The following is a 26976-nucleotide window of genomic DNA, read 5'->3' on the forward strand; positions in this document are numbered from 1 at the left end:
CGACGCTGACGAGCGCGGTGGAACTACTTGTCGTGGCGCAGAACCTTGGTGCGCAGCACCGACTCGTTGAGCCCCAGCTGGCGGTCGAGCTCGCTCACCGTGGCCGGGGTCGCGGTCAGATCGACCACCGCGTAGATGCCCTCGGCCTGCTTGCGGATCTCGTAGGCGAGCCGACGACGGCCCCAGATGTCGACCTTGTCGATCTTGCCGCCTTCGGTCTTGACGACGCTCAGCATGTTGTCCAGCGACGGACCAACAGTGCGCTCGTCCAGGCTCGGATCGAGGATGACCATCACTTCGTAATGACGCACGGACCAATCACCTCCTGTGGACTAGGAAACGGCCACGGACGGTCCGTGGCAGGAGGGTTCGTTGCGTCAGCAACCCGACAAGGCTACATGATGGGGGCGGGTTTACCTGCCCGGGGGTTGGTTCTCCGAATGCGTGCCTGCGACGGGAGAACACGGTCTGCTCGTGGGCCGTCTCCGCACAAGTGCACCTGCGGGGGCGGGTGTGCCAGCTCATGAGGTGGTTCTCTGGGTGCGTGCCTGCGACGGGAAAGGACTCGCTTGCTCGTGGGCCGTCTCCGCACAAGTGCAACTGCCGGGGGCGGGGGCGGGGACGGGTGTACCTGCCCAGGGGTGGTTCTCCGAATGCGTGCCTGCGACGGGAGAACACGGTCTGCTCATGGGCCGTCTCCGCACAAGTGCACGCCGGGGTGGGAGCGGGGGCGGGTGTGGCTGCTCATGGGGTGGTTCTCTGGGTGAGTGTCTGCGACGGGTAAGGGACTGGCTTGCTCTCGTGGGCCGTCGCCGCGCGAGTGCACCTGCCGGGGGCGGGTTTACCTGCCCGGGGGTGGTTCTCCGAATGCGTGCCTGCAACGGGAGAACACATGGCCTGCTCTTGCGCCGTACCCGCACAAGTGCACCTGCCTGGGGTGGGGGTTTGCGTCATGACGCGGCGCGGGTACCGCACATAAGGTGGTCTGCATGTCGATCGGACCCGCCGCCACCCGGGTGCAGGTCCGGCGCGTGCCTCGCCGGACCGCGCTCGCTGCGGTGGTCGTGCTGTTGTGCGGCCTGACGTTGGCGCTCGCTTACGCGAACAAGGCCAGGTGCGCGGGCGCGCCGTTCTACGACAACGGCCGCAGCACGGTCTTCGACGTGATCAAGGATTCGGACGTCTGCTATTCCGACATCCAATACCTGTGGCTGGGCCGCGACATCGACCGGCACGTCTTCCCCTACGTCGACGGCGGCATCACCGACGACGGCCTGCTCACCGGTGGCGCCGTCGAATACCCGGTGCTCAGTGGCACGCTCATGTGGGTCGGCGCGATCGGCGCGGACGACGACGCGGCCTTCCTGCGCCTCTCCGCGTTGTTGCTCGCGCCCTTCGCGCTGCTCACCGCCTGGTTCCTGGCCCGCCTCGCGGGACGAGCCGCGTTGCTGTGGGCGATAGGTCCGCCGCTGGTGCTCTACGCCTTCCACAACTGGGAGCTGCCGGTGGTCTGCACGGCGGTCGCGGCCGTCTACGTGGTCACCGTGCCGACCAAGTATTCGCTGCGGACCCGCGGCGTGCTCGCCGCCGTGCTGCTCGGTATCGGCTTCTGCTTGAAGCTGTATCCGGGAATCTTCGTGCTGCCGCTGATGATCTACGTGCTGACCGGTGGGGCCGGGCGCGATCCCGACGACGATTCCGGTCTCGACGTGCGCGGCGCGCTCATGACCGCGGGCGCGGCCATCGGCACCGTCGTCGCGGTGAACCTGCCGTTCGCGCTGATCGGATACGAGGGCTGGCGGGCGTCGATCACCTTCCAGCAGCTGCGCCAGGCCGACATCACCACCAACTCCATCTGGTACTGGGGACATCACCTGTTGTACGGACGGGAGACCGAGACCAGCCAGTCCTGGCACGACGGCGTCTCCATCGCCTCGCCGTCCCTGATCCTCGCCGCGTTCGTGCTCGCGATCTGGTTGGGCTGGAAGCGTTATCGCGCGACCGGCGTCTTCCCATGGGTCGGCGTGAGCGGCGCGATGTTGTGTGGATTCCTGGTTTTCCACAAGGTGCATTCGCCGCAGTACACACTGTGGCTGATCCCGTTCCTGGTCTTGCTCGCGGTGCCGTGGCAGGTGATCGGCGCGTACCTCCTCGCCGACGCGGCCATCGGAATCGGCGTCTTCCGCTACTTCTACGCCATGGGCTCCGGCGCACCGTTCGAGACCCAGGAGGTCATCGTCCAATTCGGCGTGTGGGGGCGTGCGGTCCTGCTGGTCGCACTGTTCTTCCTGTTCATCAGGGCCGATCCGCGCGGGGAGGACGGGAAGACCGCGAGGACGACACCGGACCGAGGTGACTTGGTCCCCGCCTGACCACGGACCCCGCACCACCCCCTGGAGGGTGTACTTGTGCGTAGACGGCCCACAAGCAGACCGTTCTTTCCCGTTGGCAGGCACTCCCCCGGAGAACCACCTTTGGGCAGGCGCACCTGTCCCCACCACCCGTTAGCAAGGCACACCCGCTCCCGCCTTGGCGGGTGTACTTGTGCGTAGACGGCCCACAAGCAGACCGTTCTTTCCCGTTGCCAGGCACTCCCCCAGAGAACCAACCTTTGGCAGGTACACCTGCCCCAGGCACACTTGGGCGCATGCTGCAAATGCGGATCCTCTCTCCCGCGGCGCTGACCGACGACGTGCTCGAGATCCTCGACCGGGACACCGCGGTGAGCGGGCTTGCCGTCATGCGCGGGTCCTCGCTGAAACCGCCCGGTGATCTGGTGCTCGCGGACGTCGCGCGGGAAGCGGGCAACGACATCATCGACAAGTTGCGCGCGCTCGGCGTGCACAAGCACGGGAGCATCGAATTCGACCAGGTGCGAACCTGGATGTCGCGCAGCGGTTTCGACGCCGAGATGCGCACGCCGGGCAGCAGCGCGGACGCGGTGGTGTGGGCCGAGGTCGCGCAGCGGTCCTACGAGGAAACCGAGCTGAACTGGACCTACCTGAGCTTCATGACGATGGCGACGGCGATCGCCGCCATCGCGATCGTGCTCGATTCGCAGATCCTGGTCATCGGCGCGATGGTGCTCGGTCCGGAGTTCGGCGCGATCGCCGCGCTCGGCGTCGCGCTGGTGCGCCGCCGTTTCGTGCTGCTCGGCCACGCCGCGCGCACCTTGCTGCTCGGTTTCACCGCGGCGATCGCGGTGACGTTCCTGCTGGTGCTGATCGGTCGCGGGCTGGGTTGGATCACCATCGAAGACGTGACGGGCCCGCGGCCGAGCACGGCGTTCATCTACACGCCGGACAAGTGGTCGTTCATCGTCGCGGTGATCGCCGCCGCCGCGGGCGTGCTCGCCCTCACCTCGTCGAAAGCGGCGGGCCTCGCGGGTGTGTTCATCTCCGTGACCACGGTGCCCGCCGCAGGCAACATCGCGCTCGGCGCGGCTTTCGGTGTCGGCGAGGCGATTTGGGGGAGCACCTTGCAGCTGGTGCTCAACCTCTCCGGCATGGCGTTCGCCGGGTGGGCCACCCTGGCCCTCCAGCAGGCGGTGTGGTCGCGCGTCTCCGTGCGCCGCGCCAGGGCGCTGAGCAAGCCCTACCGAATGCTGTAGCCGTCACTTGCTCGCGCTGTTCCACTGCATCCCCCAGCGGTAGGCCTCGTCGATGTGCCGCTGGGTTCCGTTGATGTACTGCACTTCTCGGTGCACGGTGATTCCGCGGCCGTTGTTCTGGAGCAGGGCGACGGCGCAGGAGCGGGCGCCGTCGACCGGGGAGTCGAGGCGCATCTCCACCTGCGGTCCGTTGCTGGGGAACAGGGTGACCACGCCGTCGGCGGCCGCCCAGTTCGGCACGCCCTCGTAGATGAAGGCGAAAATCAGGATGCGCTTGAACAATTCGGGCCGGGCGAGATCGATGTGCATGTTCTCGCCCGACGTGACGGCGCCGCTGCGGTCGTCGCCGTCGAGCTGGATGTACGGCTCGCCCTCCAGCGAACCGAAGTTCTCGCCGACCGCCTGCACGACACCTTTGGCGCCGTCGGCCAGTTCGTAGAAGCAGCCGAGGTCGAGATCGACCGGCTTGGACCTGCGGAAGAATCCCTTGGCGGTCCGCGACCAGTTCAGATTGACCCGCAAGACCCCTTGCCGCTCACCGGGTTTGGTGAGGTTGATGGTCGGCGTCGCCTTGGACAGCGTCACCTTCGCCGAATTCGCACCGCCGGACTGCTGCTCGGACGCCATGCGCGGTCCCCCTCGGGAAAAGAGAAGCGGCAACGGCTTCCTCCGTCCGGAGGGGCCGCTGCCGCGTCGAGTTCGTCGGCTGCCTGCCGAAAATCAGCCTACCGGCGTGACAGCTCGCTCGTTCTCGAGTTCCTCCTCGTCGCCGCCCTCGCGCTTGTTGCGAAGCACGCTGCTGATGAACGCGGCGCCGATGAACGCAACACCGATCAGACCGGTGACGAGCTCGTTGACGTGCACGCCGATCGAGATCAGCAGGATCGCGGCGAGCGCGCCGATCGCCCAGTGCGCGCCGTGCTCCAGGTACACGTACTCCGAGAGCGTGCCCTTGCGCACCAGGTACACCGTGATGGACCGGACGAACATGGCGCCGATCAGGCCGAGGCCGAGCGCGATGATGATCGGGTCCGAGGTGATGGCGAACGCGCCGATCACGCCGTCGAAGGAGAACGAGGCGTCCAGCACCTCGAGGTAGAGGAACAGGAAGAAGCCCGCCTTACCGGTGGCCTTGGCCAGCTCCGACGGTCCGCCCGCGTGCTCCTCGGTGTGGAACATCGAGCCGAGCCCGTCGACCGCGATGTAGACGATCATGCCGAGTACGCCCGCGGCCAAGACGGTGGCGCGCTTGTCGTCGGGGGCCAGGAACTCCGCGGTCAGGATCAGGCCCGCGCCCGAGACCACGACCGAGAGCATGTCGAGCTTGCCCGCCGCCGCCAGCGGCCGCTCCAGCCAGCCGAGCCAGGTGATCTCCCGCTCCTCGAAGACGAAGTTCAGGAACAACAGCGCGAGGAACATGCCGCCGAACGCCGCGATCTGCGGGTGCGCGTCGGTGAGCAATGTCTCGTAGCTCGGGCTGCCGTCGGGGAAGTACGGCGCGTCACCCGCGGGCGGGTTGAGCGCGAGATCGAAAGCTTCCACCGGATTCAGACCCGCGGTGATCCACACGATCGCCAGCGGGAACACCAGGCGCATGCCGAAGACGGCGATGAGCACACCGATGGTCAAGAAGATGCGCTGCCAGAAATCGCTCATCCGCTGCAGGACGGTGGCGTTGATGACGGCGTTGTCGAACGACAGGGAGACTTCGAGGATGCCCAGGATCGCGCACAGCGCGAGGGCGGTGGGGCCACCGTACAGGAACGCCACTACCAGGGACGCCACGGTGACGAGGCCGGACAGGCCGAAGATGCGCAGGACCACGCGTGGACCTTTCGTGAATGGGAACTGAAACGGCGAGATCGATACCAGCGTGGCCGTTGAACCGCCGGATGTCCAACGAATGCGACCAGCGCGATAGCTGCCCCGGTCGCACGACGAGGGGGCTCGTCAGGGCGAGCCCCCTCGTGTTGAGCGTGTCTTCGTTAGACGTTCACGCCGTAGTCACGGGCGATGCCCGCCAGGCCGGAGGCGTAGCCCTGGCCGATGGCGCGGAACTTCCACTCGGCGCCGTTGCGGTACAGCTCGCCGAAGACCATGGCGGTCTCGGTCGAGGCGTCCTCGCTCAGGTCGTAGCGGGCCAGCTCGGTGCCGTTGCTGCGGTCCACGACGCGGATGTAGGCGTTGCGCACCTGACCGAACGACTGCTGACGGGTGTCGGCGTCGTAGATCGAGACGGGGAAGAAGATGCTCTCGATGGTCGGCGGGGTGTTGGCCAGGTCGACGTTGATGACCTCGTCGTCGCCCTCGCCCTCGCCGGTGCGGTTGTCGCCCGCGTGCTCGATGGCGCCCTCCGGCGAGCGGAGGTTGTTGAAGAACACGAAGTGCTGGTCGCTCAGCACCTTCTTGTCGCCACCGGTCGCGATCGCGCTGGCATCCAAGTCGAAGTCGGTACCGGTAGTGGTCCGAATATCCCACCCCAGGCCGACGGAAACAGCAGTCAGGTTAGGCGCCTCCTTGGTCAGCGAGACGTTGCCGCCCTTGGACAAACTGACACCCATGCGGGAATCCCTTTCATTAGTCCGTCTGTGGTCCCAGCATGTCCGAATCGCCGGGTACGACTTACGACAGTAGTAGGTTTCGGCGAACTTGCGTAGGAACTGGGGGAACCCCCGGCGAACAGGAAGATCTCCTACCATCGGGGCGTGGTAGGGCGCAGGCGGAGCTGGTTCCGGTCGTCCGGGAACAGCGAATGGATCGAGCAGGCACGAGCCCGGCTCGCGGACGCGTTCCTCGACATGGACCGGCGGCAGAGCGCGGCGGAGGCCGCGGTGCACGCCTCGGAGGAAGTCTTCTCCGAGCGGGGGTTCGCGGCGGCGTGGGATCCGGTGCGCGGCCGCTGTTACGACGCGGCGGGCGCGTATCTGGCGCTGACCGAGGAACTCGAGGCGGCCCAGCGCGACGGCACGAGCGTCGCCGACGGTCAGCAGCGCGCCGACGCCGTCACGCGGCAGTTGGTCGAGGCCGCACGCGCGGTGGACGAGTTCTATCGAAGCAACCAGACCCGGCTCGAGGAAGCCGTCGCGATCGTTCGCTCGGTGCCGCAGCTGGCGCAGCAGGTGAAGGTCGCGGCCGCCGCGGTGCGCGGGCAGGCCGCCGAATCCGAGTACGCCGAATACCCCTCGGTGCGGCAGCGCGCGGCCGCCGTGGATGAGGCGCTGGTCACACTGGAATCGGCAGGTGCGAGCGGTGGTTCGGGCGCCGTCCGCACGGCAGCGAACCGCTTGGACGCGGCCACCAAGGAATTGGCAGAAGCGTTGGCGCAGGCCCCATCTCGGCTCGGCGCCGCGAATACCGCGCTCACCTCGGTGGATACCAGGCTGGCCGCCGTACGGAACCGGTCCGAGCGGGTCGGGCCGGCCTACTCGGCCTTGCTGCGCGAGTTCAATGCTGCGAGTTCGGCGGATCTGGCCAACAATGGGCGGGAAAGCCAGCAAGCCATCGATGCCGCCGCCGACGCTCTCGCCAGGGCACGCGCCGCATTGGTCGCCAAGAATCCGGAGTCAGCCCTTGAATTGACCGCTACCGCGCGGGGGAGCCTCGGCGCGGCCGAGCAGCTGATCGACGCCGTCACCAAGCGGCTCGAACTGTTGCGCTCGGTTCGCGAGGACCCGCAAGACAAGGCCAAGGCCGTACGATTCAGGTTGCGGGACGCACAGATGCTCGCGGTGAGTCGGGGGCTCGCGGGCGAATGGGGATCTGTGCTGGACGCACAGGCCGAACGAATCGAACGAATCACCGAAACACTGTCGGGGCGGCACCCCGATTACTGGGCCTATGTGGCGGAACTGGATGCCGTCACCGAATTCATAGCCGGGGTAGTGGATCGAATGAGAAAACAAGCAGGACCACGACGAGAATGAGGACGGAGCACCGATGACCGCTCCTGTCGCCGTCCAGCAGGAAGTATCCCTGCGGAAGCGACTGCCGCTGCGCCACTTTCGGCAGCTGCAAGGCCCCGACGCCAGACATCTCTTCCACCGCCAGCCCGAACCGTTCGGTGAGCACACCGACCGGGACCTGCTCGCGTACGGCCTCGGCGCGACCCTGTACGCGCCCGCCACCAGACCCGATCTCGCCGAGACCATCCGGCGCCGCGCCGACCGCGGCGTCTGCTCGATGGTGATCGACCTCGAGGACGCCGTCGCCGACGACGAGGTGGAGCTCGCGAAGAAACAGGCCGTCGACGCGCTCGGCGAGCTGGCGGCCAGCTCGGAACCCAACCCGTTGTTGTTCATTCGCGTGCGCGAGGCGAGCGCCATCGGCGAGATCGTCGACCAACTCGGGGCGGGCGCGCCTGCGCTGACCGGCTTCGTCTTCCCGAAGTTCGACAGCTCCACCGGGCGCGCCTATCTGGACGCGCTGCAAGCGGCGACCGAGCGCTTGGGCAGGCCGCTCTATGGCATGCCGGTGCTCGAATCGGCGGCCCTGGTGCACCGCCAGACCCGCGATCAGGAGCTGACCAACATCGCGTCCATGCTGGCCGAACACCGGGAGCGAGTGCTCGCGGTGCGGGTCGGCGCCACCGACATGTGCTCGACCTTCGGCATCCGCCGCGACCGCGACCTGACCATCTACGACGTGCGGGTGGTCGCCGACGTCATCGCCGACATCGTGAACTACCTGGGCCGCGCCGACGGCACCGGTTTCGTGATCACCGGACCGGTGTGGGAGTACTTCGCCGATCACGAGCGGATGTTCCGGCCGCTGCTGCGCACCGCGCCGTTCGAGGAGTCCGACGCCGTGCCATTTCGTCAGTACCTGGTCAGCCGGGATCTGGACGGACTGCTGCGCGAGATCACCCTGGACCGGGCCAACGGCATCCAGGGCAAGACGGTGATCCACCCCTCGCACGTCGCGGCGGTGCACGCGCTGTCGGTGGTGTCGCACGAGGAGTACTCCGACGCGCTCGACATCCTTCAGGTCGACGTGGGCGGGGTGGCGGCCTCGGGTTACCGCAACAAGATGAACGAGATGCGGCCACACCGCAGTTGGGCCCGGCAGACGCTGCTGCGGGCGCGCGTATTCGGGGTGGCGAACAAGGGAGTTTCTTTCGTGGATCTGCTCACGGCGTTGGTGAAGGTATGAGCGAACGAAGTGAGCGAATCATGTGCCAGCGTGCATCGCGCATGCCGGAGCCGAGCGTCAGCGAGGCGCAGGCATGAGTGGTAGGAGCCGTCCGAGCGGTAGTGAGGCGCGGGCATGACCTCGCCGTGGGCGACCCGAACACTCGGTATCGAATTGCATCATCTGTCTTGTCACGGCACCAGTTCCGACGGCGTGCTGCCCGCCGAGTTGTCGATCGACATGCTGATCGAGCCCGGTTTGCGGCGCAATCCGCGCCGGGCGCACCTGCTGGTCTCGACGGTGCTCGGCAAGCACCTGCCCACCGATCCGCGGGTGGTGCTCGACGCGGGCAACCGGCTCGGTGATCTGGTGCGCGCCGTCCTCGACGAGCGCGCCGGCGAACCGGCGGCTCCGGCCGTCGTGCTCGGATTCGCCGAGACCGCAACGGGTCTCGGTCACACCGTCGCGGCGCGAATCGGCGCGCGGTGCTACCTGCATTCGACGCGCCGCGACGTGCCGGAGGCCGACACCCTCGCCGGTTTCGAAGAGGGGCACTCGCACGCCACCTCGCACCTGCTGCAACCCGCGCCCGCCGAGATCTTCCGAAACGACCTGCCGTTGGTGCTGGTCGACGACGAGATCTCCACCGGCGCGACGGCGATCGACGCGGTGCGCGCGCTGCACGACTTCGCGCCGCGCTCGCACTATGTGCTCGCCTCGTTGGTGGACATGCGCACCGACGCGGACCGGGCCGTATTCGAAAGCGCGGCGGCCGAACTCGGCGCCCGCATCGACACCGTGTGCTTGGCCGCAGGATTGACCAAGCTGCCCGACGGCCTGATCGAGGCCGTCACGTCGATGCCCGATCCCGCGCTGAATCCTGTCGCGCCGCAGCGTGGTTCGTTCGGTCGCCTCGAACTGCCATGGCCCGATTCGGTGCCCGAGGGCGGACGGCACGGGATACTGGACTCCGACACCCCAGCCTTCGAATCGGCCGTCGCCGCGGCGGCCGCGGTGCTGACCGCGCGCCTGGCCGTCGACGCGCCGGATCGTCCGGTCATCGTGCTCGGGCACGAGGAGCTGATGTACCTGCCGCTGCGGCTGGCCGCCGCGCTGGCCGAGTCGGGTGTCCCGACCAGGTATCAGACGACGACCCGCTCGCCCGCCTACGTCCTGGACGAGCCGGGGTACCCGCTACGGCGCGGATTCCGTTTCGTCGCACCGGAACCCGACGCGGACGCGCCGCGCTATCTCTACAACGCCTGCTGGCCGGAGGATTTCGACGCGGAGCTGCGCGAGCTCACGGCGCAGCGTGCGGTCGAGGACATCCTCGACAACGATGCGCGGATCTCGGGAGATGGCGTGCGGGCCGCCGGCGGAGGTGCGCGAGACGCGGGAGCCGACGACGACGACGCGCGGGCCGCGCGCGATGGCGTGACCGGTTCGGACTCGTCCGGCGGTACCGGAGTCGATCCGGTTCTCGTCGTGGTACTCGATCCGCCCGCCGACACGCCGGAGCTCATCGCGGAGGGCGGTTTGGTCGACGTTCTCACCGCATCGGGGGCCGACGTGCTCGTCGCGCTCGTGCCGGGCGCCGATCCGCGTAAGTTGGACATCGAGCGGCGTGCGACAGCCAAGGCCGCGACCGTCGACGAGGAGGTCGAGACGAACGGCTCCGTGCGCACCGAGACGTTGCCGGAAGCGACCGGGGAGCCTCGGCTACCCGCACCCCTGCACGGGCCGGACTTCGGCTCGTACGCGGCCGACGAGGTCTCCTGGCTGCTGAAGGACCTGTCCGACGCGGACCTCGAGGCCGACGTCGCCGAGCGGGAGCGCCGCATCCAAGCGGGTGTCGCGCACTACGCGGAGTCGCTGCCGATCGAATACCAGCCGGACGCCGCTTATCGCGGTCTGTTCGACGAAGTGCTCGCGGAGAGCGCCGAGCGGCTTGCCCTCGCCGTGGCCACCGTCTCCGAACTCGTGGTCGCCGAGCGCGGCGAGGACATCGTGCTGGTGTCGCTCGCGCGCGCGGGCACGCCGGTCGGGATCCTGATGAAGCGCTGGTTGCGCTCGGGCCGGGGCGACGGGCTGCCCGGCCTCGATGTGCCGCACTACGCGGTATCCATCGTGCGGGACCGCGGCATCGACGCGACCGCGCTGGATTACCTTGCCCGGCATCACGATCCGTCCTCGGTGGTGTTCGTAGACGGCTGGACCGGCAAGGGCGCGATCACCAAGGAACTCACCGAGGCGCTCGACGCCTATCACGCGGCGGGCGGCGCCCGATTCGACGACGAGCTCGCCGTGCTCGCCGATCCCGGCCACTGCGTGCGCACCTACGGCACCCGTGACGATTTCCTGATCGCCTCGGCGTGCCTGAATTCCACCGTGTCCGGGCTCATCTCGCGCACCGTGCTGAACGACACGCTCATCGGGCCGGGCGATTTCCACGGCGCGAAGTTCTATCGCGAACTGGCGGCCGACGACGTCTCCGGCCGCCTGCTCGACGCCGTCACCGGCGCTTTCGACGCCGTGCGCCCGCGCGTGCCCGCCGAGCTTGCCGCGGTGCTCGGCTCGGATCGGACTCCCACCTGGACCGGCTGGTCCTCGGTGGAGAAGGTGCGTGCCGAATACGGCATCGCCAGTGTGAATTTCGTGAAGCCGGGGGTCGGCGAGACCACCCGGGTGCTGCTGCGGCGCGTGCCGTGGCGGGTGCTGGTCCGCGAGGCCGACGCCCCCGAGCACGCGCACATCCGGATGCTCGCCGCCGCGCGCGGTGTGCCCGTCGAGGTCGTCCCCGATCTGGCGTACTCGTGCATGGGATTGATCAAGGAAGTACCGAAGTAGATGCTATTGGTAAGACCACGAAGACAAGCGCTAGTCGCCACCGATCTCGACCGCACGATGATCTACTCGCGCAACGCCTTCAGCACCGCCTCGGAGGTGCCGATGGTGTGCGTGGAGCATCTGGAGGGCGCGCCGCTGTCGTTCATGACGACGGCCGCGGCGCTGCGCATGCAGACGCTCACCCAACCGGCGGCCGTCATCCCGACGACTACCCGGACCATCAAGCAGTTCAATCGGATTCGACTACCCGGGGCGCCTTGGCGCTACGCGATCACGAGCAACGGCGGCAACATCCTGGTCGACGGCGTCCCGGATATGCGCTGGCGCATCGACATCGACGTGAAGGTGCGCCAGAGCGGCGCCACCCTCTCGGAGGTGAGCGCCGAGCTACGCGCCAGGATCGACGACTCCTGGGTGACCAAGTTCCGCGTCGCCGATCATCTCTTCTGCTACCTGGTGGTCAAGCCCAAGGCGGTGCCCGAGGGCTTCCTCGCCGAATGGGATGCCTGGTGCCGCGAGCGCGGCTGGTCGGCCTCCCAGCAGGGCCGCAAGATCTACACGATGCCGCAGTCGGTGTGCAAGAGCGTCGCGGTCGCCGAGGTGCGCCGCCGTCTGATGGAATCCGGCGAGCTCACCGGCGAAGCCAAGACTTTCGCCGCCGGTGACGGCGCACTGGACGCCGAAATGCTGCGCGCCGCCGACTCGGCCATCCGGCCGCGGCACGGCGAGCTCGAACAACTCAACTGGACCAGCCCCAACCTCACCATCACCCGCGCCACCGGCATCCTCGCCGGCGAGGAGATCATCAACTGGTTCATCAAGGCGGCGCCGCTCGCCGACTGAGGTCGTACCCGTCTCCGGTCGTGCGCGAGATGCGGACGACCGTTCGCGGGCTTCGGGTGCGGACCGGCGCGAACGCCGTGCCGGTCCGCCGAACTCAGTACTGCTGCTGACCCGCGAGCTGCTGGGCGATCACACCCTGAAGGCGTTGCAGGCCACCGACGGTGACGCCGCTCTGCAACTGGCCCTCGATGGTGCGCACGAGCACCGAGTCGCTCATGACCTTCTCGCTGGACTGGATGAGCACCGTCCCGGCGCCGGTGAAATCGAACTGCCGCTCCTCACCGGAGTTCACGCCGAAGCGCGCCGCGCCCGCCGCGAGGAAGCTGGAGACCCACTGGTGGTCGTAGTGGTGGCTGGGGGAGGGGCAGTCGGCCCAGCCGACCAGCGATTCCGGGTCGACCCGCAGCGGCGGCTCGGCGAAGATCACCGGCCCGTTGGACGAGGCGAGGAACTTGCCCGTGCCGATCAGGGTGAGGAATCCGGGCACGATCGACTGCTTCAGCGCGAGACCAGGCTCGAAGGCGAGCAGGTTGGCCGCGCGGATGGTGAGGTTGCCGTCGTCGAGATCGAAGGAATTGATGTCGTAGCCGCGGTCGCCGATGATCAGCTTGCCGTGGCCCTCGGCCACGACGTAGTCGTTGGTGAACAGCGGCGCCGAGAACTGCTGCGACACCATGTGCATCAGCCCACCGTGCAGGCCGTGGGTGAGCAGCTGGAAGTTCATCTGGCCGTAGTAGGCGATCATCGCGCCCTTGCGCATGAACCACGGCTTGTTGAGGTCGATGCAGTAGGCGTAGCTGTTGCCCGGGATGTTGTCGCTCTCGCCGAGCGTCATCGGGTTCAGGATCTGGGCCATGGTCACAACTTCTCTTCGGAGGCCTGCACGTAGACGACACCCTGTCCGACGCAATGCAATTGCATCGCCTCGCCGGAGCCGCGCCCGACCGCGTCACGCCAGCTCAGCGCGGTCTTCAGTTCGGTCTGCACATTGCCGTAGGCGGCGACGAACGCCTGCGGATCGACCACGATCGGATTCGGCCCGCCCACTTGCAGTTCCAGGAAGCCGCCGTGCGCGAGCAGTACCGCGGCGCCGTGCCCGGACAGCTGGGTGGTGAACATGCCCTGCCCGGTCAGCGCGCCGGAGGCCGCGCCGCGCAGCGCGCCCATCAGACCGCCGCCGCCACCGCCGCCGGAACTCGCCACCGAGACGATCGAACTCTGCAGACCCGCGGTATTGGCAAGCAGCCGTGAGGCTTCCACCCGCAGCGACGCGCCGGGCTGCATCTGCACGACGTGCACCTCGAGCCCCGCGAAGCCGTAGTGCACCTGGCCGTTGCCCTGCGCGAGCATGGTGCGCTCGTGCTCGCCCGCCATCATGCGGCCCGCCATGCCCATCAGCCCGCCGCCGCCCATGCCCTGCGCGCCCGGAATCTGGTGCGGCGCAAAGGAAACGTCGCCGCTGTAGTAGAGCATCGCGCCGCTGCGCGCGACGACGCCGCCCGCCATGCCGACGTCGACCTTGACGACCTTGCCGTTGACTTTCTCGAACATCCCCGGCCCCTTACCGTTCCGCAGGCTGGATCAACACGACGCCCTGGCCTTCCCAGCGCAGCGAGAACGCCTCGCCCGCATCCTGTCCGACCATGGTCCGCCACGAGACATCGGTGACGAAGGACTGGTTCAGGTTGCCCTGCGCGGCGACGAACGCGTCCGGATCGACCACCAGCGGATACTGCGGCGACACCTCCAGGTGGATCAGCGGGCCGCCCGCGGAGAGCAGCGCGACCTGTCCCTGGCCGGTGACGGTGGTGGTGAACAGCCCGGCCCCGGTCGACGCGCCGCGCAAGCCCGCGAAACGCACGTCGGTGCGCAGGTTCCCGGCGAAGGCGAGCAGTTGCTGCGATTCCACCTGCAGCGTCTCGCCGTTCAGGTTCACCACCGACACGTGCTGGCCGTTGACCGCGAAGAAGACCCTGCCGTTGCCTCCGCATTCCATCAGCGACAACTTCTCGCCGGTGGCGCGCCGCTTGAGCCCGGCGAGCACGCCGTCGCCTCCGCCGAATCCGGCGGCCTTGAACTGCACGTTTCCTTCGTAGGCGATCATCGACCCGGCGATCGCGCGGACACTCGTTCCGGCGAGATGGGCCTCGACCACCTTCTTCGACTGTTCGAAAAGTTGTGCCATCTGGCTGTTTGCCCTGCTGTCGCGTTAATCGGAACATGGGTCGTCGTCACATTCCGCTGCCAGCGGTCACTGTAACGGACACGCGCGATTCGCAACGGCCCGCGCGGCGTTTACTTCGGCGGTGGCCGGGCCGTTTCTCGTAGAGTGGCAACCGTACGCACCGACAAGCGAAGGGTCGACCTTGTCCGCAACACTCGCCAAGGGCCAGAACGGCCCGCTGGCCACCAACGATGTGGTGATCTCCGTCCAGCTGTCGGCACCGGCGGACCTGTCCGCACTGCTGGTGACCGAGCGGGGCAAGGTCCGCTCGGACGCGGACTTCGTCTTCTTCAACCAGCCCAACGGCCCCGGCGTCAACCTGCAGCCCGCACCCGCGGGGCAGCCCGCCTCGCTCGCCGTGTCGCTGAACGCGGTGCCCGCCGATATCGACCAGATCCGCGCGGTGATCACCCTCGACGACGCCTCCAGCAATTTCGGCAGGACCGCGCCGCCGGTGGCCGTCGTCTCCGACGCCGGCGGTAATCCGTTGTACGAGTATCGAATCGACGGGCTCGACACCGAGTCCATCGTGATCGCGCTCGAGCTGTACCGACGCCAGGGTTCCTGGAAGGTGCGCGCCGTCGGCCAGGGCTACGCCGGTGGATTCGCGGCGCTGGTCACCGATCACGGCGTGACCGTCGACGAGGCGCCCGCGGCCCAGCAGGCCCCGCCGCAGGCGCCGCCGACGCATCATCCGCAGCAGACGGCCCCGGCCCAGCAGTCGCCGCAGTACGCGTCCACCGGCTCGTACCCGCCGCCGCCCGGCCCCGGATACGCGCCCCCGGCGGGTGGTGGCTACCCGCCGCCGCCCGCCCCGCCGCAACAGGCCGCGCAGCCGACGGGCGAGGTGAGCCTGAGCAAGGACCGCCCGGTCAGCCTGCAGAAGGGCCAGCGCGTCACCCTGCGCAAGGAGGGCGGCCAGGCGCTGACCTTCGTGAAGATGGGTCTGGGCTGGGATCCGGTGCAGACCCGCGGCATGTTCGGCAACCGCACCGTCGACATCGACCTGGACGCCTCGGTGATCATGTTCGCCGACGGTAACCCGGCCGACTACGCCTACTACGGTCAGCTGTCCTCCAAGGACGGCTCGGTGCGCCATCAGGGCGACAACCTGACCGGCGAGGGCGAGGGCGACGACGAGGTCATCCTGGTCGACCTGACCAGGATTCCGGCCCACATCACCTCGCTGGTGTTCATCGTGACCTCCTACAAGGGCCACACCTTCGAGCAGGTGCGCAACGCGTTCTGCCGCCTCGTCGACGGCTCCAACAACGCCGAGCTGGCCAGGTACACCATGGCGGGCGGCATGCCGTTCACCGCGATGGCGATGGCGAAGGTGTTCCGCGTCGGCGGCGACTGGAAGATGCAGGCGCTCGGCGAGGGCTTCCAGGCCAAGCATCCGGGCGAGGCGATTCCCCAGCTGGGCCGCTTCCTCTGAGGCAGGCTCACCGGCGGTACGCGCGAAGAGCATGGCGGACAACGTGATTCAACTGAAGGCGGGCCAGAACATCCCGCTGACCGGCGACGTGCTGCGATTCAGTGCGAAAGCTTCTGCGGCGCTGGATGTTTCCGCGCTGGTGGTGGCGGAGAACCTGCGCGTGTTCGACGCGTCGGACTTCGTCTTCTACAACCAGCCGAGCACCGGCGGCGTCGCGCTGGACGGTGACGAGGTGAGCATCACCCTGGCCGAGGTGCGCGCCGACGCCAAGGCGGTGCTGCTGGTGGTCAGCGCCGATCCCGCGGCGCCGGGCGCCGGCGAGCTCGGGCCGGTGACCGCGTCGCTCGCCGAGAACGGCACGGTCACAACGGAATTCGCGATCGCGCCCGCGGCGGGCGAGGCGGCGTTGATCTGTCTCGAGGTCTACCGGCGCGGGGACGCGTGGAAGGTGCGCGCGGTCGGCCAGGGCTACGCGGGCGGGCTGCCGGTGCTGCTGCCCGCGCACGGCGTCGAGGTGTCCGGTGGGCCGGATGCCGCGGCGCACGCCCCGCATCCCGCGGGCGACCGCGACGCCATCGCCGGGCCGCAGCAGGCCCAGCATCCGACCGGCGCGCCCGCGCTGGAGGTGTCGCACGGCCTGGAACGGCTGTGGATGATCTTCGAGGACGCGGCCCGCTCGGCCGCCGCGCTCATCTCGGCACGGGACTACGCGGCGAAACGGCTGGACGAGGAACTCTCGGCAGCGGTGTCCGATCCCGCGACCAGGAACACCCCGGTCGCCGAGGCCAAGCGCCAGGAGGCGCAACGCCGCAGCGACGAACTCGTCGCGGTCGCCGAGGGCAATCACCGGCGCGACAGCGAGCATCTGATGCGCGAGCTCGCCGAGGCAGACCGGTTGCTGCCGCCCGCGCTGGCCTCTTGGTCGTCACCGGCCTGGGAGGGCCGCGCCAAGCCGAGCGACGGTATCCGACTGGGTGAGCTGTACGCGATCGAACGCGGGCCGCTGCGCATCCCGTACTGCGTGCCGGTGCCGCTGACCAGGCCGCTGTGGATCGACACCGAACATTCGGCGGCGGTCGTTCCGGTGGTCGGCGCGCTGCTCGCCCGGCTCCTCGCGTCCGATCCCGGCAGGCGCACCCGCATCGATGCCATCGACCTGACCGGGGCGTTCACCGGACTGCTCGCGCCGCTCGGACCGGTGCTGAACGGTCCGCCGATCACCGACCACGGCGATATCTCGGCGCGGCTGCAAGCCCTCGTCGACGCCGCGGAGCTGGCCGAGATGGCTTACAACAGCGGTGCTTTCACACCACCCGCTGAGCACCGGGTGTTGCTCGCGGCCGACTTCCCGCATGGTTACCAGGCCTCCGACGCCCAGCGCATCACGGCGCTGACCCTGCGCGGCGATCTGATCGGGCTGTCCATCGTGATCGTCGGCAGCGACGAATCGGAATCGCAAGACGGCACCGTCGCGGCACTGTCGCAGGCCTGCCGTCATCTGCCGACCGTGGCGGACACCCCGCTGTTCGACCCGTGGACCGGCAGCGCCTGGCAGTTGGAGCTCGATCTGTTGCCGCGCGATCCGGACCGGGCGGCGAAGCTGTTGCGTTCGGAGTAGAGCACGACCGGTTGCGCCGCGGCGCTCGGAAGTGGTCGCTCCAGGCCAGGCGGTCGGCGGCAGGTGGTGCGGTGCCGGTCAGCCGGTGCGGGCGAGAACCCGCTTGGGGCGCAACGGTTCCGGCAGCCAGGGGAGCAGCGGGTCGGCGGTGCGGTCGACGACGCCGCCCGCCGGGTCGTCGACGAAATCGCGGCGCACCAAGTCCTCGCCCGGCCGATAGATCTGCCAGACGATCAGCGCGCAGAGCCCGAGCACCGCGAGATCGCGCACGAGGACGGTGCCGGTGAACCACTGCTCGGGCAGGCCCTTGCGGTCGAGGCCGAGGTAGTAGAACATGCGCGGCGCCCAGACGAGCGCGTCGATCGTCATCCAGGCCAACAGGATTCGGCGGTGCGGCAGCGCGAGCACGGCGAGCGGCACCAGCCACAGCGAATACTGCGGGCTCCACACCTTGTTGGTGAGCAGGAAGGCCGCGACCACGAGGAAGCAGAGCTGAGCGAGGCGCGGGCGGCGCGGCGCCGTCAGCGCGATATACGCGATCGCGGCGCAGGCGAGCACGAACAGCAGCAGCGAGACCGCGTTCAGCACGGTCGGCGCCTCGCCGTGGTTCAGTTCGCCGTCGAACCCGGTCCAGCCGGTGAACGAGGTGATCACGTTGTAGATGGAGTCCGGGTCGGCGTGCCTGGTGGTGTTGAGCCGGAAGAACTCGCGCCAGCCGTTCGGATACAGCACCGCGATCGGCAGATTCACCGCCAGCCAGGTGCCCGCCGCGGCCACCACCGCCACGATGGCCGCGCCGAGCGGACGGAAGCCGAAGAACTGGATGCGGTACGGGGTTTCGCGCACCCAGGTCAGCGCGGCGTGCCAGCCGTCGATATCGCGCATCCGCAGCCCGAGCCGGGCGCTCGGCACCCGGTGCATCGGATCGACCCGCAGGCACAGCACCACGATCGGGCCGAGCAGCAGCAGCGGATACAGCTTCGCCGCGCCGCCGAGCCCGAGCAGCACACCGGCGAGCACCGGCCTGCGCCGGGCCCAGGCCAGCAGACCGGTGGCGGCGAACGCGGTCGCGAGCGCGTCGAAGTTGGTGAACGCGTGCACGATCACCAGCGGCGAGCACGCGATGAGCGCCGCGTCCCAGATCCGGCGGCCGGCGAGCAGCGCCGAGGCCCACACGGTGACCAGCCAGCCGATGGCGAGGCCGAACGCGACGACATTGAAGTAGATGACCACCTGCAGCGCGCCGGGCAGCGGCAGCGCGTCCCAGGTCTTCGCGATCTGCATGGACACGTACTGGTACAGGCCCGAGAGCACCGGGTATTCCATGTAGCGCGTCTCGCGCCCGCCGTCGGGCGTCTGCTCGACCCAGGCCTTCTTGTACGGGAACGCGCCCTCGTCCAGGCGTTCGGCGCCGTACAGCGGCACCGTGTCCGAGTAGCACATCGCCACGTATTGGCGGCCGTTGTTCCAGTCCAGCGTCAGCGTGCCGTCGCCCGCGTCGGTCTGCTGGATGCAGCCCGCCTTGGTCGCCCAGCCCAGCGCCAGGAAGATCACCGTGCAGGCGAAGATCACCCGCAGCGGTGTCCAGAAGCGGACCCGGCCGATCAGCGCGTGATCGCCCACCGGCCCGCCGACGACGGTGCTCAGCTGCGCGGCCAGGGAATCGTTGCGGCTCGGGCGATCCCGCGCGTCGGCCGAGCGCAGATCCGGTGCGAGCGGCGCGGGCGCCGCGTAATGTGTCCCGCCACCAGAGCCCCCGCCGGAGCGCGCGGCCTCTCCCGTCCGCACGTCCACCACTTGCTGATCGGTCACGGAACCCGAGCCTAATAGGTCCGCCCGAACCGACCCCGAGCACAGGCCCGCCCCGGGCGGTAGGTCACCACCCGGGGCGGGAATGTCGTGGTCGTGCGCGGGCTGCCGGCCGACTCGGTCGGCCGCGTCGATCAGCGACTGCGCGTCGGCTGCGTGCTGTTCGACCCTTCTTCGTCGCCGCTGTCGCCCGCTCCGCCGCCGCCGTTTCCGGTTCCGCCCGGACGCGGCGAGCCCGTTTGCGTGGGCGAGCCGCCGCCGGTCGGGGCGACCGGCTGGCCGGGCAGCGGGCCCGGGTCCTGCTCACGCTGCTGCGGACGCTGCTGCGGCTGCGGGTTGGGCTGCACGCCGGGGACCGGGATGGTGATGCCGGGCAGGATCTCCACCTGGGTCGGCGCGATCACCACCGGCGGCACCGGCGCGTCGACGGTCGACGGCGGGGTGTACGGCGCGGTCCACTCCGGGACACCCGCCTGCCCCTTGATCGGCGCGGGCTTCGGGAAGGTCTCGGTCGGCGTGCCCTGCAGCGCGCCGTCCATGGTCGCCTTCCAGATGTCCGACGGCAGACCCGAGCCGTAGATCATCGCGCCGCCGTAGTTGCGCAGCGGCGAGTTGTCGACGCTGCCGACCCACACGGCGGTGGACAACGACGGCGTGTAGCCGACCATCCAGGTGTCCTTGTTCTCGCCGGTGTCGCCGAGCTGGGCGGTACCGGTCTTGGCCGCCGACTCGCGACCGCCGGCAAGTTGGTGGTTGCGCGAGTATTGCGCGATCGGCTTCATCGCCGCGGTCACGTTGTCTGCGACGGCGGCCGAGACGCGCTGTTCACCCGCGACATCGCCGCGATCGAGCAGCACCTGCCCGTCGGCGGTCACCACCCGCTGCACGAAGTGCGGCTGGTGGTACACGCCGGAGGCGGCCAGCGTGGCGTACGCGGAGGCCATGTCGAGCGGACGGGCCTGGTACTGGCCGAGCACGATGCCGTTGTTCGGGCCGGAGCCGTCCGGCTCGGACAGGGTCTTGCCGACGCCCGGCAGCTCCTTCGGGATACCGAGCTTGTGGCCCATGTCCGCGATCTTCTGCGGGCCGTTGCCCATGTCCAGCTGCATCCGATAGAAGCTGGTGTTCAGCGAACGCTTCAGCGACTCGGCGATGGTGCACATGCCGCAGGACTCGCCCTCCACGTTGGTGATCTTGATGCCGTTCACCGTCAGCGGCGAGCTGTCGTACATCTGCGAGAGCGGAATGCCCTGCTCGAGGTTCGCGGCCAGGCCGACCACCTTGAACGAGGAACCGGTCTGCAGCGGCGCGTTGGCGAAGTCGTAGCCCTGGCCGTCGGTGCCGCCGTAGTAGGCGCGCACCGCGCCGGTGCGCGGATCGATCGACACCACCGCGGTCCGCAGCTGCTCGGGCTCGCCCTGCATCTTGCTCGTCGCGGCGTCGACCGCGGCCTGCTGGGCCTTCGGATCGATGGTCGTGGTGATCTGCAGACCCGCGGTGTTGAGCTGCTGTTCGCTGATGCCCGCCTCCGAGAGCTCCTCGAGCACTCGGGTCTTGATAAGGCCCTCGGGTCCGGAATCCAGCGTCTTGTCCTGGGTCTGCGCCACGGGGGTCACCTGCGGGTACTGCATGCCCTGCCGGTCGGCGGGCTTCAGGTTGCCGCCGTCGACCATGCCGTCGAGCACGTAGTTCCAGCGCGTCTTGGCGCCCTCCGGGTTCTTCTCCGGATCGAGCAGCGACGGCAGCTGGATGGTGGCGGCGAGCACCGCGCCCTCGGCGACGGTGAGATCCTGGACCGGCTTGCTGAAGTAGGCCTTGGACGCCGCATCGATGCCGTACGCGCCACGACCGAAGTAGATGGTGTTCAGGTAGGCGGCGAGGATCTCGTCCTTGCTCCACTGCCGCGCCATCTTCGCCGAGATGACCAGCTCGTGCATCTTTCGGGTGAGCGAGCGTTCGTCACCGACCAGCGCGTTCTTCACGTACTGCTGGGTGATCGTCGAACCACCGCCCGCGCTCTCCTTGCCCAGGATGTTGTCGCGGGCCGCGCGCACGAAACCGGAGATGGAGAAGCCGGGGTTGGTGTAGAAGTCCCGGTCCTCGGCCGCGATGACGGCGTTGCGCACGTGCGGCGGGATCTGCTCGATGGTCACGTCGGTGCGGTTGCCCTGCGGCGGAACCACCTTGCTCAGCACCGTGCTGCCGTCGCTGGCGTAGATCATCGCGACCTGATTGGTCTTGAGATCGCCGGGCTGCGGCACCGACACCGTGGTGTAGGCGACGAGGAAGACGGCACTCGGCACCACGATGGCGAGCGCCATGCAGACGTAGAGAGTCCGGCGGATCAGCTTCCACGGAATCCGCTTCGCACCGGGACGCCTTCCCGCCCCACCGGAACCACCGTCACCGCCGCCGTTGCGGCGCGGCGGCGGACCCGAGGGCGGCTGACCCGACTGGGCGCGGCGCTCCCCGGTGACGGGACCGTTCGGACGACGATCGCGATCGATCGCGGGCCGCTGGCCGGTGTTCGGCCGCGCGCCGCCCGCGGGACGGACGGCGGCGCTCGGACCGGACCGCCGGTCGCGCTCGGCGACCGCCTCGCTCAGCGAGCTGGGCCGGGGCGCGCCCTGCGGATTCTGGCCGGGCCGTTGAATGCGCTGGGTCGCGCCCGCGGCGCCACCGGGCGGCTGCGGACGACCCTCCGGCGGACGGCCCTGCGGGGGACGACCTTGCGGGGGACGACCTTGCGGCGGCGGGCCCGGACGGTGCGGCGGCTGCGGACCGCGCCCACCACCCACGGGGCCACCCTGCGGACCGCGCGGACCGCCCTGCGGGCCACCCTGGCGCGGACCACCCGGGGGCGGCAGCGGACGGAAACCGGGAGGTGGCGCTTGGCGCTGGCCTGGTGACGGGTTCGGAGCCGGTTGTGAACTTCGCTGAGTACGGCCGCCGTGCGGTTCATCGCCGTAGGGGGAAGTCTCGTAAGGCGAATTCACTGACAAGATCTCCATAACTCGTATCGGTCAGGCTGGCTCGGTGCGGTCACGGGCACCGCAGCGGACACGTGTGGGCTCCGCGTGTCACCCGACTGGCAGATGACCAGGCACATCACTCGGCGGCGGTACGTCGGTTCGCTCGGGTACCCGTACGGCGACGCGTGGGCGCCGGGGCGTTGCCGAGCACGTACGACTGCACCAGATGATTCCAGCTGCAGCTCCGGCATACCTCGACGACATGAACCGAGAACTCCTCGCGAGTCTCGGCGAGGCGCGTGAGCTCCTCGGGTGTGCGAGCCGAACCAGCCACCGGTCCTAGGCCGTCGCCGTAGACCCAGGATACGAGGGTGAGCTGTTCTTTCCGGCAGATAGGGCACGTGACCTCGCTCCCCCGACCGTGGAACTTCGCCGCACGCAGTAGATAGGGATTTGCATCACACACCTCGGCGACATCGACCCGGCCCGCATAGACGTCAGCCAGCAGCGACCGGCGCCGGAGCGCATAGTCGACCACCTGCCGCTGAATTCGCACGCCAACCAGAGTAGCGGGGCGCGGGCGAGGACGCCTCGGTCTGTGCGGCTTCCCGCGCCCTCTCATGCCGTCCGCCGATGCGGTGCACCGCCTGTCGCCGGTCCGAATTCGGCCGGTGGAACGGGGCGCGGCGGGGGTCGGAGCCGTCTACGATTCGGTGGTGTCCACCGGGAATGACGGGCGCATGCGAGCGCGAGACATCGATCGTGTCCATGCGTGCGGGGTATTGGACGCCGCCTACGCGGAGGGGCAGCTCGGGGGCGAGGAGTATCGCGAGCGGACCGCGAAAGCCTCCAAGGCGAAAACCATCGGCGAACTGGCCAGGCTGACAGCCGATCTCCAGGTGCCCGCGGCCGCCCGCGATCTGGCGCCGCGCGGTGCGACGCGGAAACCCTTGCGGCGCGGCAAATCCCGTGCGGGTTACGCCGGTCACACCCGGGCGCGAAATGTCGATCGCGCCAACACCGTTCGGGTCCTGGACGGCGCGCTCGGCGACGGGCAGCTCACCGCCGAGGAACACGAGGCGGCGACCGAACTCGCCTCCGAGGCGAAAACACTGGGCGAGCTCGGGGAATTGGTTTCGGACTTGCAGCGCGCCGCCGAACCGTCGCCGACTCCGCCGCGATCCCGCCGTCGGCTCCTGTTCCGCGTCGCCGTCGGTGTCACGGCGGTGCTCGGCGTGTGGGCGGGCTACCTCGTCGCAGGAAGCGACGACTCGCGGGTGGCGGCGACGTCCCGGCAGACGATCGATCCGAACCCGGTGCAGCCCCTCGTGCTGCCGACGCCCGAGCTCAACACCGTGGCGGGCATGACGCTCTTCCGCGACCGGTATCGCGAGAAGTTCGGTGACACCATCGTCGACGAGCTCGCGCTGCACCAGAATTTCGCCTCCGTGCGGCGGATCGCGCCGGAGGGCCCGCAGTGGTCCGTCGACTGGAACTACTGGGGTGGGTTCCAGCGGCCCAACGACATCATCACGACGCGAAGGGCCGAGACCCGGACGGTGGACCTCGCCATCCTCGATGTCGAGGCGATCGGCAAGGTGCTCGCAAACGCGCCCGCCCTCACCAAAGTGCCCGGCGGCGTCGTCGACTCGATCGATTTCTCCGTCGACGATTCCGGCATCGCGCCGGGCAGGCCGCTGGTCGAGATTCGCGTGAACAACGAGCGCGGCCAGTACGGTCGCGTCCAGCTCACGCCCGCGGGCGAGGTGCTGAAGGTCTGGGAGGTCCGATGAACCAGGGCGGGAGCGCGCGGTGATGGCGTCGAACACCACCCGGCTGCGGGCGCGCGACAGCGATCGCGCCGACGTGTGTGGCCTGCTCGACGCCGCGCTCGCCGACGGACAGCTCACCGAAAGCGAGCACACCGCCCGCACCGAGGCGGCCATGCGGGCGAAGTCGTTCGGGGAACTGGACAAGCTGATCGCCGACCTGCAAATTCCCGGCGACCTGGTCGACGCGCCGGTCGTGCGCGGCGGTCGCCGCCGCGGGTGGTGGCTGCCTGCGGCGATCCTGCTCGCGGCCGCGCTGCTCGGCGCGCTCGTCGGATGCGTCGGGCGTGGCGGAGCCGATCGCGTCGCCGCCGACCCGCTGCCGGACCTGACCACCGGCCCGGGCCTTGCCTACTTCATCGATCGGTACCGCGCCGAGTTCGGCGACACGGTCGTCGACGACCTCACCGTCTATCCGCGGTACGCGATCTTCTATCGCAACGTGAACAACAGGTCGCAGTACTTCCACTTCGACGGTGATTTCGACGCGTCGAGCAGTTCGCAGTCGCGCAAGCTCGACACCCCGACCGTCGACCTCGCCACCATCGACCTGCCGGTCGTCTCCCGGCTGCTCGCGGGCGCACCGCAGTCGTTGCTGCTGCCGGGCAGTCCGATCTCGCACGTGAGCATCGAGCGTGAAGCCGAGAAGAACGCTCCACCGCGCGTGCAGATCTTCGTCCGCAACGAGGTGGACGAGAGCGGTTTCATGACCGTGCTTTTCGACGGCGAGCCGCTGGAAGTCCGCCCGCCCGGTCGCTGACCTGCGCACATACTTCATATATCGCCCATCGCTGTGCCCGGTTATATCGGCGCGATATACTCGGAAGTCGCATCCATCGGTTAGGTCTGCACAACAGTCAGGGGGTGACGCCCGATGCTCGAGCTGGCAATCCTCGGGCTGCTCCTCGAAGCGCCCATGCACGGTTACGAGCTGCGCAAGCGGCTGACGGGTCTGCTCGGGCCGTTTCGCGCCTTCTCCTACGGGTCGCTCTATCCGACGCTGCGGCGCATGCAGGCGGACGGACTGATCGCGGAGGAGAACGTCGCAGGCGTCACCATGCGCCGCGCGCGGCGGGTCTATCAACTGACGCCGGCGGGGCGGGAGCGTTTCACCGAGCTCCTCGCCGACACCGGACCGCAGAACTACACCGACGACGGCTTCGGCGTCCACCTGGCGTTCTTCAGTCGCACTCCCGCGGAGGCGCGGATGCGGATCCTGGAGGGCAGGCGCCGGCAGGTCGAGGAGCGCCGAGAGGGATTGCGGGAAGCGATCAAACGGGCCAGCGGGTCGCTGGATCGCTACACCCGCCAGCTCCACCAACTCGGTCTGGAATCAAGCGAGCGCGAAGTGCGCTGGCTCAACGAGTTGATTGCGGCGGAGCAATCAACGAAGGCGGCACCACAGAAAGAGGGAACCATCGGCCATGAGTGACATCAAGACGGCTGAGAACGCCACCGAAGTTCGCGTGGCCATCGTGGGCGTGGGCAACTGCGCTTCCTCCTTGGTCCAGGGCGTGCAGTACTACAAGGACGCGGACGAGACCTCGACCGTGCCCGGTCTGATGCACGTCAAGTTCGGCCCGTACCACGTCCGCGACGTCAAGTTCGTCGCCGCGTTCGACGTGGACGCCAAGAAAGTCGGTTTCGACCTGGCCGAGGCGATCTTCGCCAGCGAGAACAACACCATCAAGATCTCCGACGTACCCCCGTCCGACGTGGTCGTGCAGCGCGGACCGACGCTCGACGGCATCGGCAAGTACTACGCGGAGACCATCGAGCTCTCCGAGGCCGAGCCGGTCGACGTGGTGCAGGCCCTGAAGGACGCGAAGGTCGACGTCCTGGTGTCCTACCTGCCGGTGGGCTCGGAAGAGGCGGACAAGTTCTACGCCCAGTGCGCCATCGACGCGGGCGTCGCCTTCGTCAACGCGCTCCCGGTATTCATCGCCTCCGACCCGGTGTGGGCGCAGAAGTTCGTGGACGCGGGCGTCCCGATCGTCGGCGACGACATCAAGAGCCAGGTCGGCGCGACCATCACCCACCGCGTGATGGCCAAGCTGTTCGAGGACCGCGGCGTGCAGCTCGACCGCACCATGCAGCTCAACGTCGGCGGCAACATGGACTTCAAGAACATGCTCGAGCGCGAGCGCCTGGAGTCGAAGAAGATCTCCAAGACCCAGGCCGTCACCAGCAACCTGAAGAAGGAACTGGGCGCCAACGACGTGCACATCGGCCCGTCGGACCACGTCGGCTGGCTCGACGACCGCAAGTGGGCCTACGTGCGCCTCGAGGGTCGCGCCTTCGGCGACGTGCCGCTGAACCTGGAGTACAAGCTCGAGGTGTGGGACTCGCCCAACTCCGCGGGCATCATCATCGACGCGGTGCGCGCGGCCAAGATCGCCAAGGACCGCGGCATCGGCGGCCCCGTCATCCCGGCCTCGGCCTACCTGATGAAGTCCCCGCCGCAGCAGCTCGCGGACGACGTCGCCCGGGCCCAGCTCGAAGCGTTCATCATCGGCTGAGTTCTCGGCGCGCTGGCGCGCGCGTGTTCGCGGCCCCTGGTGTCTCGCGTCCGAGCGGTCGAGACTTGCGACTCCGTCGCATGCGCTTCGACCGCTCGGACGCGAGACGGGCCGCGAACGGCAATGCCAGGTCTCGCTCC

General features: G+C 68.8%; 22 protein-coding genes. 12 read left to right on the forward strand and 10 right to left on the reverse strand.

What is annotated here, in order from left to right; all coding sequences use genetic code 11:
- Window positions 1–23: 23 nt before the first annotated feature.
- A complete protein-coding gene (gene rpsF, locus FB390_RS06520; RefSeq protein WP_067786805.1) occupies window positions 24–311 on the reverse strand; it encodes a 30S ribosomal protein S6 in 288 nt (95 codons plus the stop codon).
- Between the two features lie 678 nt (window positions 312–989).
- Here rpsF and FB390_RS06525 point away from each other — a divergent pair.
- Entirely contained in the window at window positions 990–2372 is a 1383-nt protein-coding gene (locus FB390_RS06525; RefSeq protein WP_141808133.1) for a glycosyltransferase family 87 protein, read from the forward strand.
- A 275-nt stretch (window positions 2373–2647) separates the two neighbouring features.
- Entirely contained in the window at window positions 2648–3610 is a 963-nt protein-coding gene (locus FB390_RS06530; protein ID WP_141808134.1) for a DUF389 domain-containing protein, read from the forward strand.
- Window positions 3611–3613: 3 nt separating this feature from the next.
- Here FB390_RS06530 and FB390_RS06535 read toward each other — a convergent pair whose 3' ends face one another.
- From FB390_RS06535 to FB390_RS06545, 3 genes are all read right to left on the reverse strand, one after another.
- Window positions 3614–4237, reverse strand: a complete 624-nt coding sequence (locus FB390_RS06535; protein WP_141808135.1) for a TerD family protein — start codon at window positions 4235–4237, stop codon at window positions 3614–3616.
- 93 nt (window positions 4238–4330) lie between these two features.
- Complete coding sequence (locus FB390_RS06540) at window positions 4331–5434, reverse strand: DUF475 domain-containing protein (protein ID WP_141808136.1); 1104 nt, start codon at window positions 5432–5434, stop codon at window positions 4331–4333.
- A 161-nt stretch (window positions 5435–5595) separates the two neighbouring features.
- Window positions 5596–6171: a TerD family protein gene (locus FB390_RS06545; RefSeq protein WP_067786815.1), complete on the reverse strand. Its 576-nt coding sequence runs from the start codon at window positions 6169–6171 to the stop codon at window positions 5596–5598.
- A 144-nt stretch (window positions 6172–6315) separates the two neighbouring features.
- Between FB390_RS06545 and FB390_RS06550 the strand changes: the two genes are divergently transcribed.
- From FB390_RS06550 to FB390_RS06565, 4 genes are all read left to right on the forward strand, one after another.
- A complete protein-coding gene (locus FB390_RS06550; RefSeq protein ID WP_246123885.1) occupies window positions 6316–7533 on the forward strand; it encodes a hypothetical protein in 1218 nt (405 codons plus the stop codon).
- Window positions 7534–7546: 13 nt separating this feature from the next.
- Window positions 7547–8758: an HpcH/HpaI aldolase/citrate lyase family protein gene (locus FB390_RS06555; protein WP_141808137.1), complete on the forward strand. Its 1212-nt coding sequence runs from the start codon at window positions 7547–7549 to the stop codon at window positions 8756–8758.
- A 114-nt stretch (window positions 8759–8872) separates the two neighbouring features.
- Window positions 8873–11584 (forward strand): phosphoribosyltransferase domain-containing protein, encoded by a 2712-nt coding sequence (locus tag FB390_RS06560; protein ID WP_141808138.1) that lies wholly within the window; start codon window positions 8873–8875, stop codon window positions 11582–11584.
- A 57-nt stretch (window positions 11585–11641) separates the two neighbouring features.
- Entirely contained in the window at window positions 11642–12427 is a 786-nt protein-coding gene (locus FB390_RS06565; RefSeq protein ID WP_246123886.1) for an HAD family hydrolase, read from the forward strand.
- Between the two features lie 94 nt (window positions 12428–12521).
- Here the strand turns inward: FB390_RS06565 and FB390_RS06570 are convergent, their stop codons facing one another.
- Genes FB390_RS06570 through FB390_RS06580 form a run of 3 tightly spaced genes read right to left on the reverse strand, consistent with a single transcriptional unit; the run spans window position 12522 to window position 14612 of the window.
- Entirely contained in the window at window positions 12522–13283 is a 762-nt protein-coding gene (locus FB390_RS06570) for an AIM24 family protein (RefSeq protein ID WP_141808140.1), read from the reverse strand.
- A 2-nt stretch (window positions 13284–13285) separates the two neighbouring features.
- On the reverse strand, window positions 13286–13978 hold the full coding sequence (locus FB390_RS06575) for an AIM24 family protein (RefSeq protein ID WP_141808141.1): 693 nt from the start codon (window positions 13976–13978) through the stop codon (window positions 13286–13288).
- 10 nt (window positions 13979–13988) lie between these two features.
- Window positions 13989–14612, reverse strand: a complete 624-nt coding sequence (locus tag FB390_RS06580) for an AIM24 family protein (protein ID WP_097246425.1) — start codon at window positions 14610–14612, stop codon at window positions 13989–13991.
- A gap of 181 nt (window positions 14613–14793) precedes the next feature.
- Here FB390_RS06580 and FB390_RS06585 point away from each other — a divergent pair, with 181 nt between their 5' ends.
- Window positions 14794–16089 (forward strand): TerD family protein, encoded by a 1296-nt coding sequence (locus FB390_RS06585; RefSeq protein ID WP_141808142.1) that lies wholly within the window; start codon window positions 14794–14796, stop codon window positions 16087–16089.
- 43 nt (window positions 16090–16132) lie between these two features.
- Window positions 16133–17707: a TerD family protein gene (locus FB390_RS06590; RefSeq protein WP_141808143.1), complete on the forward strand. Its 1575-nt coding sequence runs from the start codon at window positions 16133–16135 to the stop codon at window positions 17705–17707.
- 78 nt (window positions 17708–17785) lie between these two features.
- Here FB390_RS06590 and FB390_RS06595 read toward each other — a convergent pair whose 3' ends face one another.
- The 3 genes from FB390_RS06595 to FB390_RS06605 form a co-directional block, all read right to left on the reverse strand.
- Entirely contained in the window at window positions 17786–19495 is a 1710-nt protein-coding gene (locus FB390_RS06595; protein WP_246124249.1) for a glycosyltransferase family 87 protein, read from the reverse strand.
- A 155-nt stretch (window positions 19496–19650) separates the two neighbouring features.
- A complete protein-coding gene (locus FB390_RS06600) occupies window positions 19651–21837 on the reverse strand; it encodes a transglycosylase domain-containing protein (protein WP_246124250.1) in 2187 nt (728 codons plus the stop codon).
- A gap of 787 nt (window positions 21838–22624) precedes the next feature.
- On the reverse strand, window positions 22625–23110 hold the full coding sequence (locus tag FB390_RS06605) for a DUF5318 domain-containing protein (protein WP_246123887.1): 486 nt from the start codon (window positions 23108–23110) through the stop codon (window positions 22625–22627).
- Window positions 23111–23204: 94 nt separating this feature from the next.
- On the opposite strand from FB390_RS06605, the gene FB390_RS33405 reads away from it, so the two are divergent.
- The 4 genes from FB390_RS33405 (at window position 23205) to FB390_RS06625 (ending at window position 26836) form a co-directional block, all read left to right on the forward strand.
- Entirely contained in the window at window positions 23205–24281 is a 1077-nt protein-coding gene (locus FB390_RS33405) for a DUF1707 SHOCT-like domain-containing protein (RefSeq protein WP_185756957.1), read from the forward strand.
- A 22-nt stretch (window positions 24282–24303) separates the two neighbouring features.
- The gene (locus FB390_RS06615) at window positions 24304–25077 is read left to right on the forward strand and encodes a DUF1707 SHOCT-like domain-containing protein (RefSeq protein WP_141808145.1); all 774 of its coding nucleotides are present in this window, start codon (window positions 24304–24306) and stop codon (window positions 25075–25077) included.
- Between the two features lie 114 nt (window positions 25078–25191).
- Window positions 25192–25749, forward strand: a complete 558-nt coding sequence (locus FB390_RS06620; RefSeq protein WP_067786837.1) for a PadR family transcriptional regulator — start codon at window positions 25192–25194, stop codon at window positions 25747–25749.
- A complete protein-coding gene (locus FB390_RS06625; RefSeq protein ID WP_141808146.1) occupies window positions 25742–26836 on the forward strand; it encodes an inositol-3-phosphate synthase in 1095 nt (364 codons plus the stop codon). The genes FB390_RS06620 and FB390_RS06625 overlap by 8 nt, the downstream gene beginning before the upstream one ends.
- The last annotated feature ends 140 nt before the right edge of the window (window positions 26837–26976 follow it).

Source organism: Nocardia bhagyanarayanae (assembly GCF_006716565.1).
Classification (GTDB): domain Bacteria; phylum Actinomycetota; class Actinomycetes; order Mycobacteriales; family Mycobacteriaceae; genus Nocardia; species Nocardia bhagyanarayanae.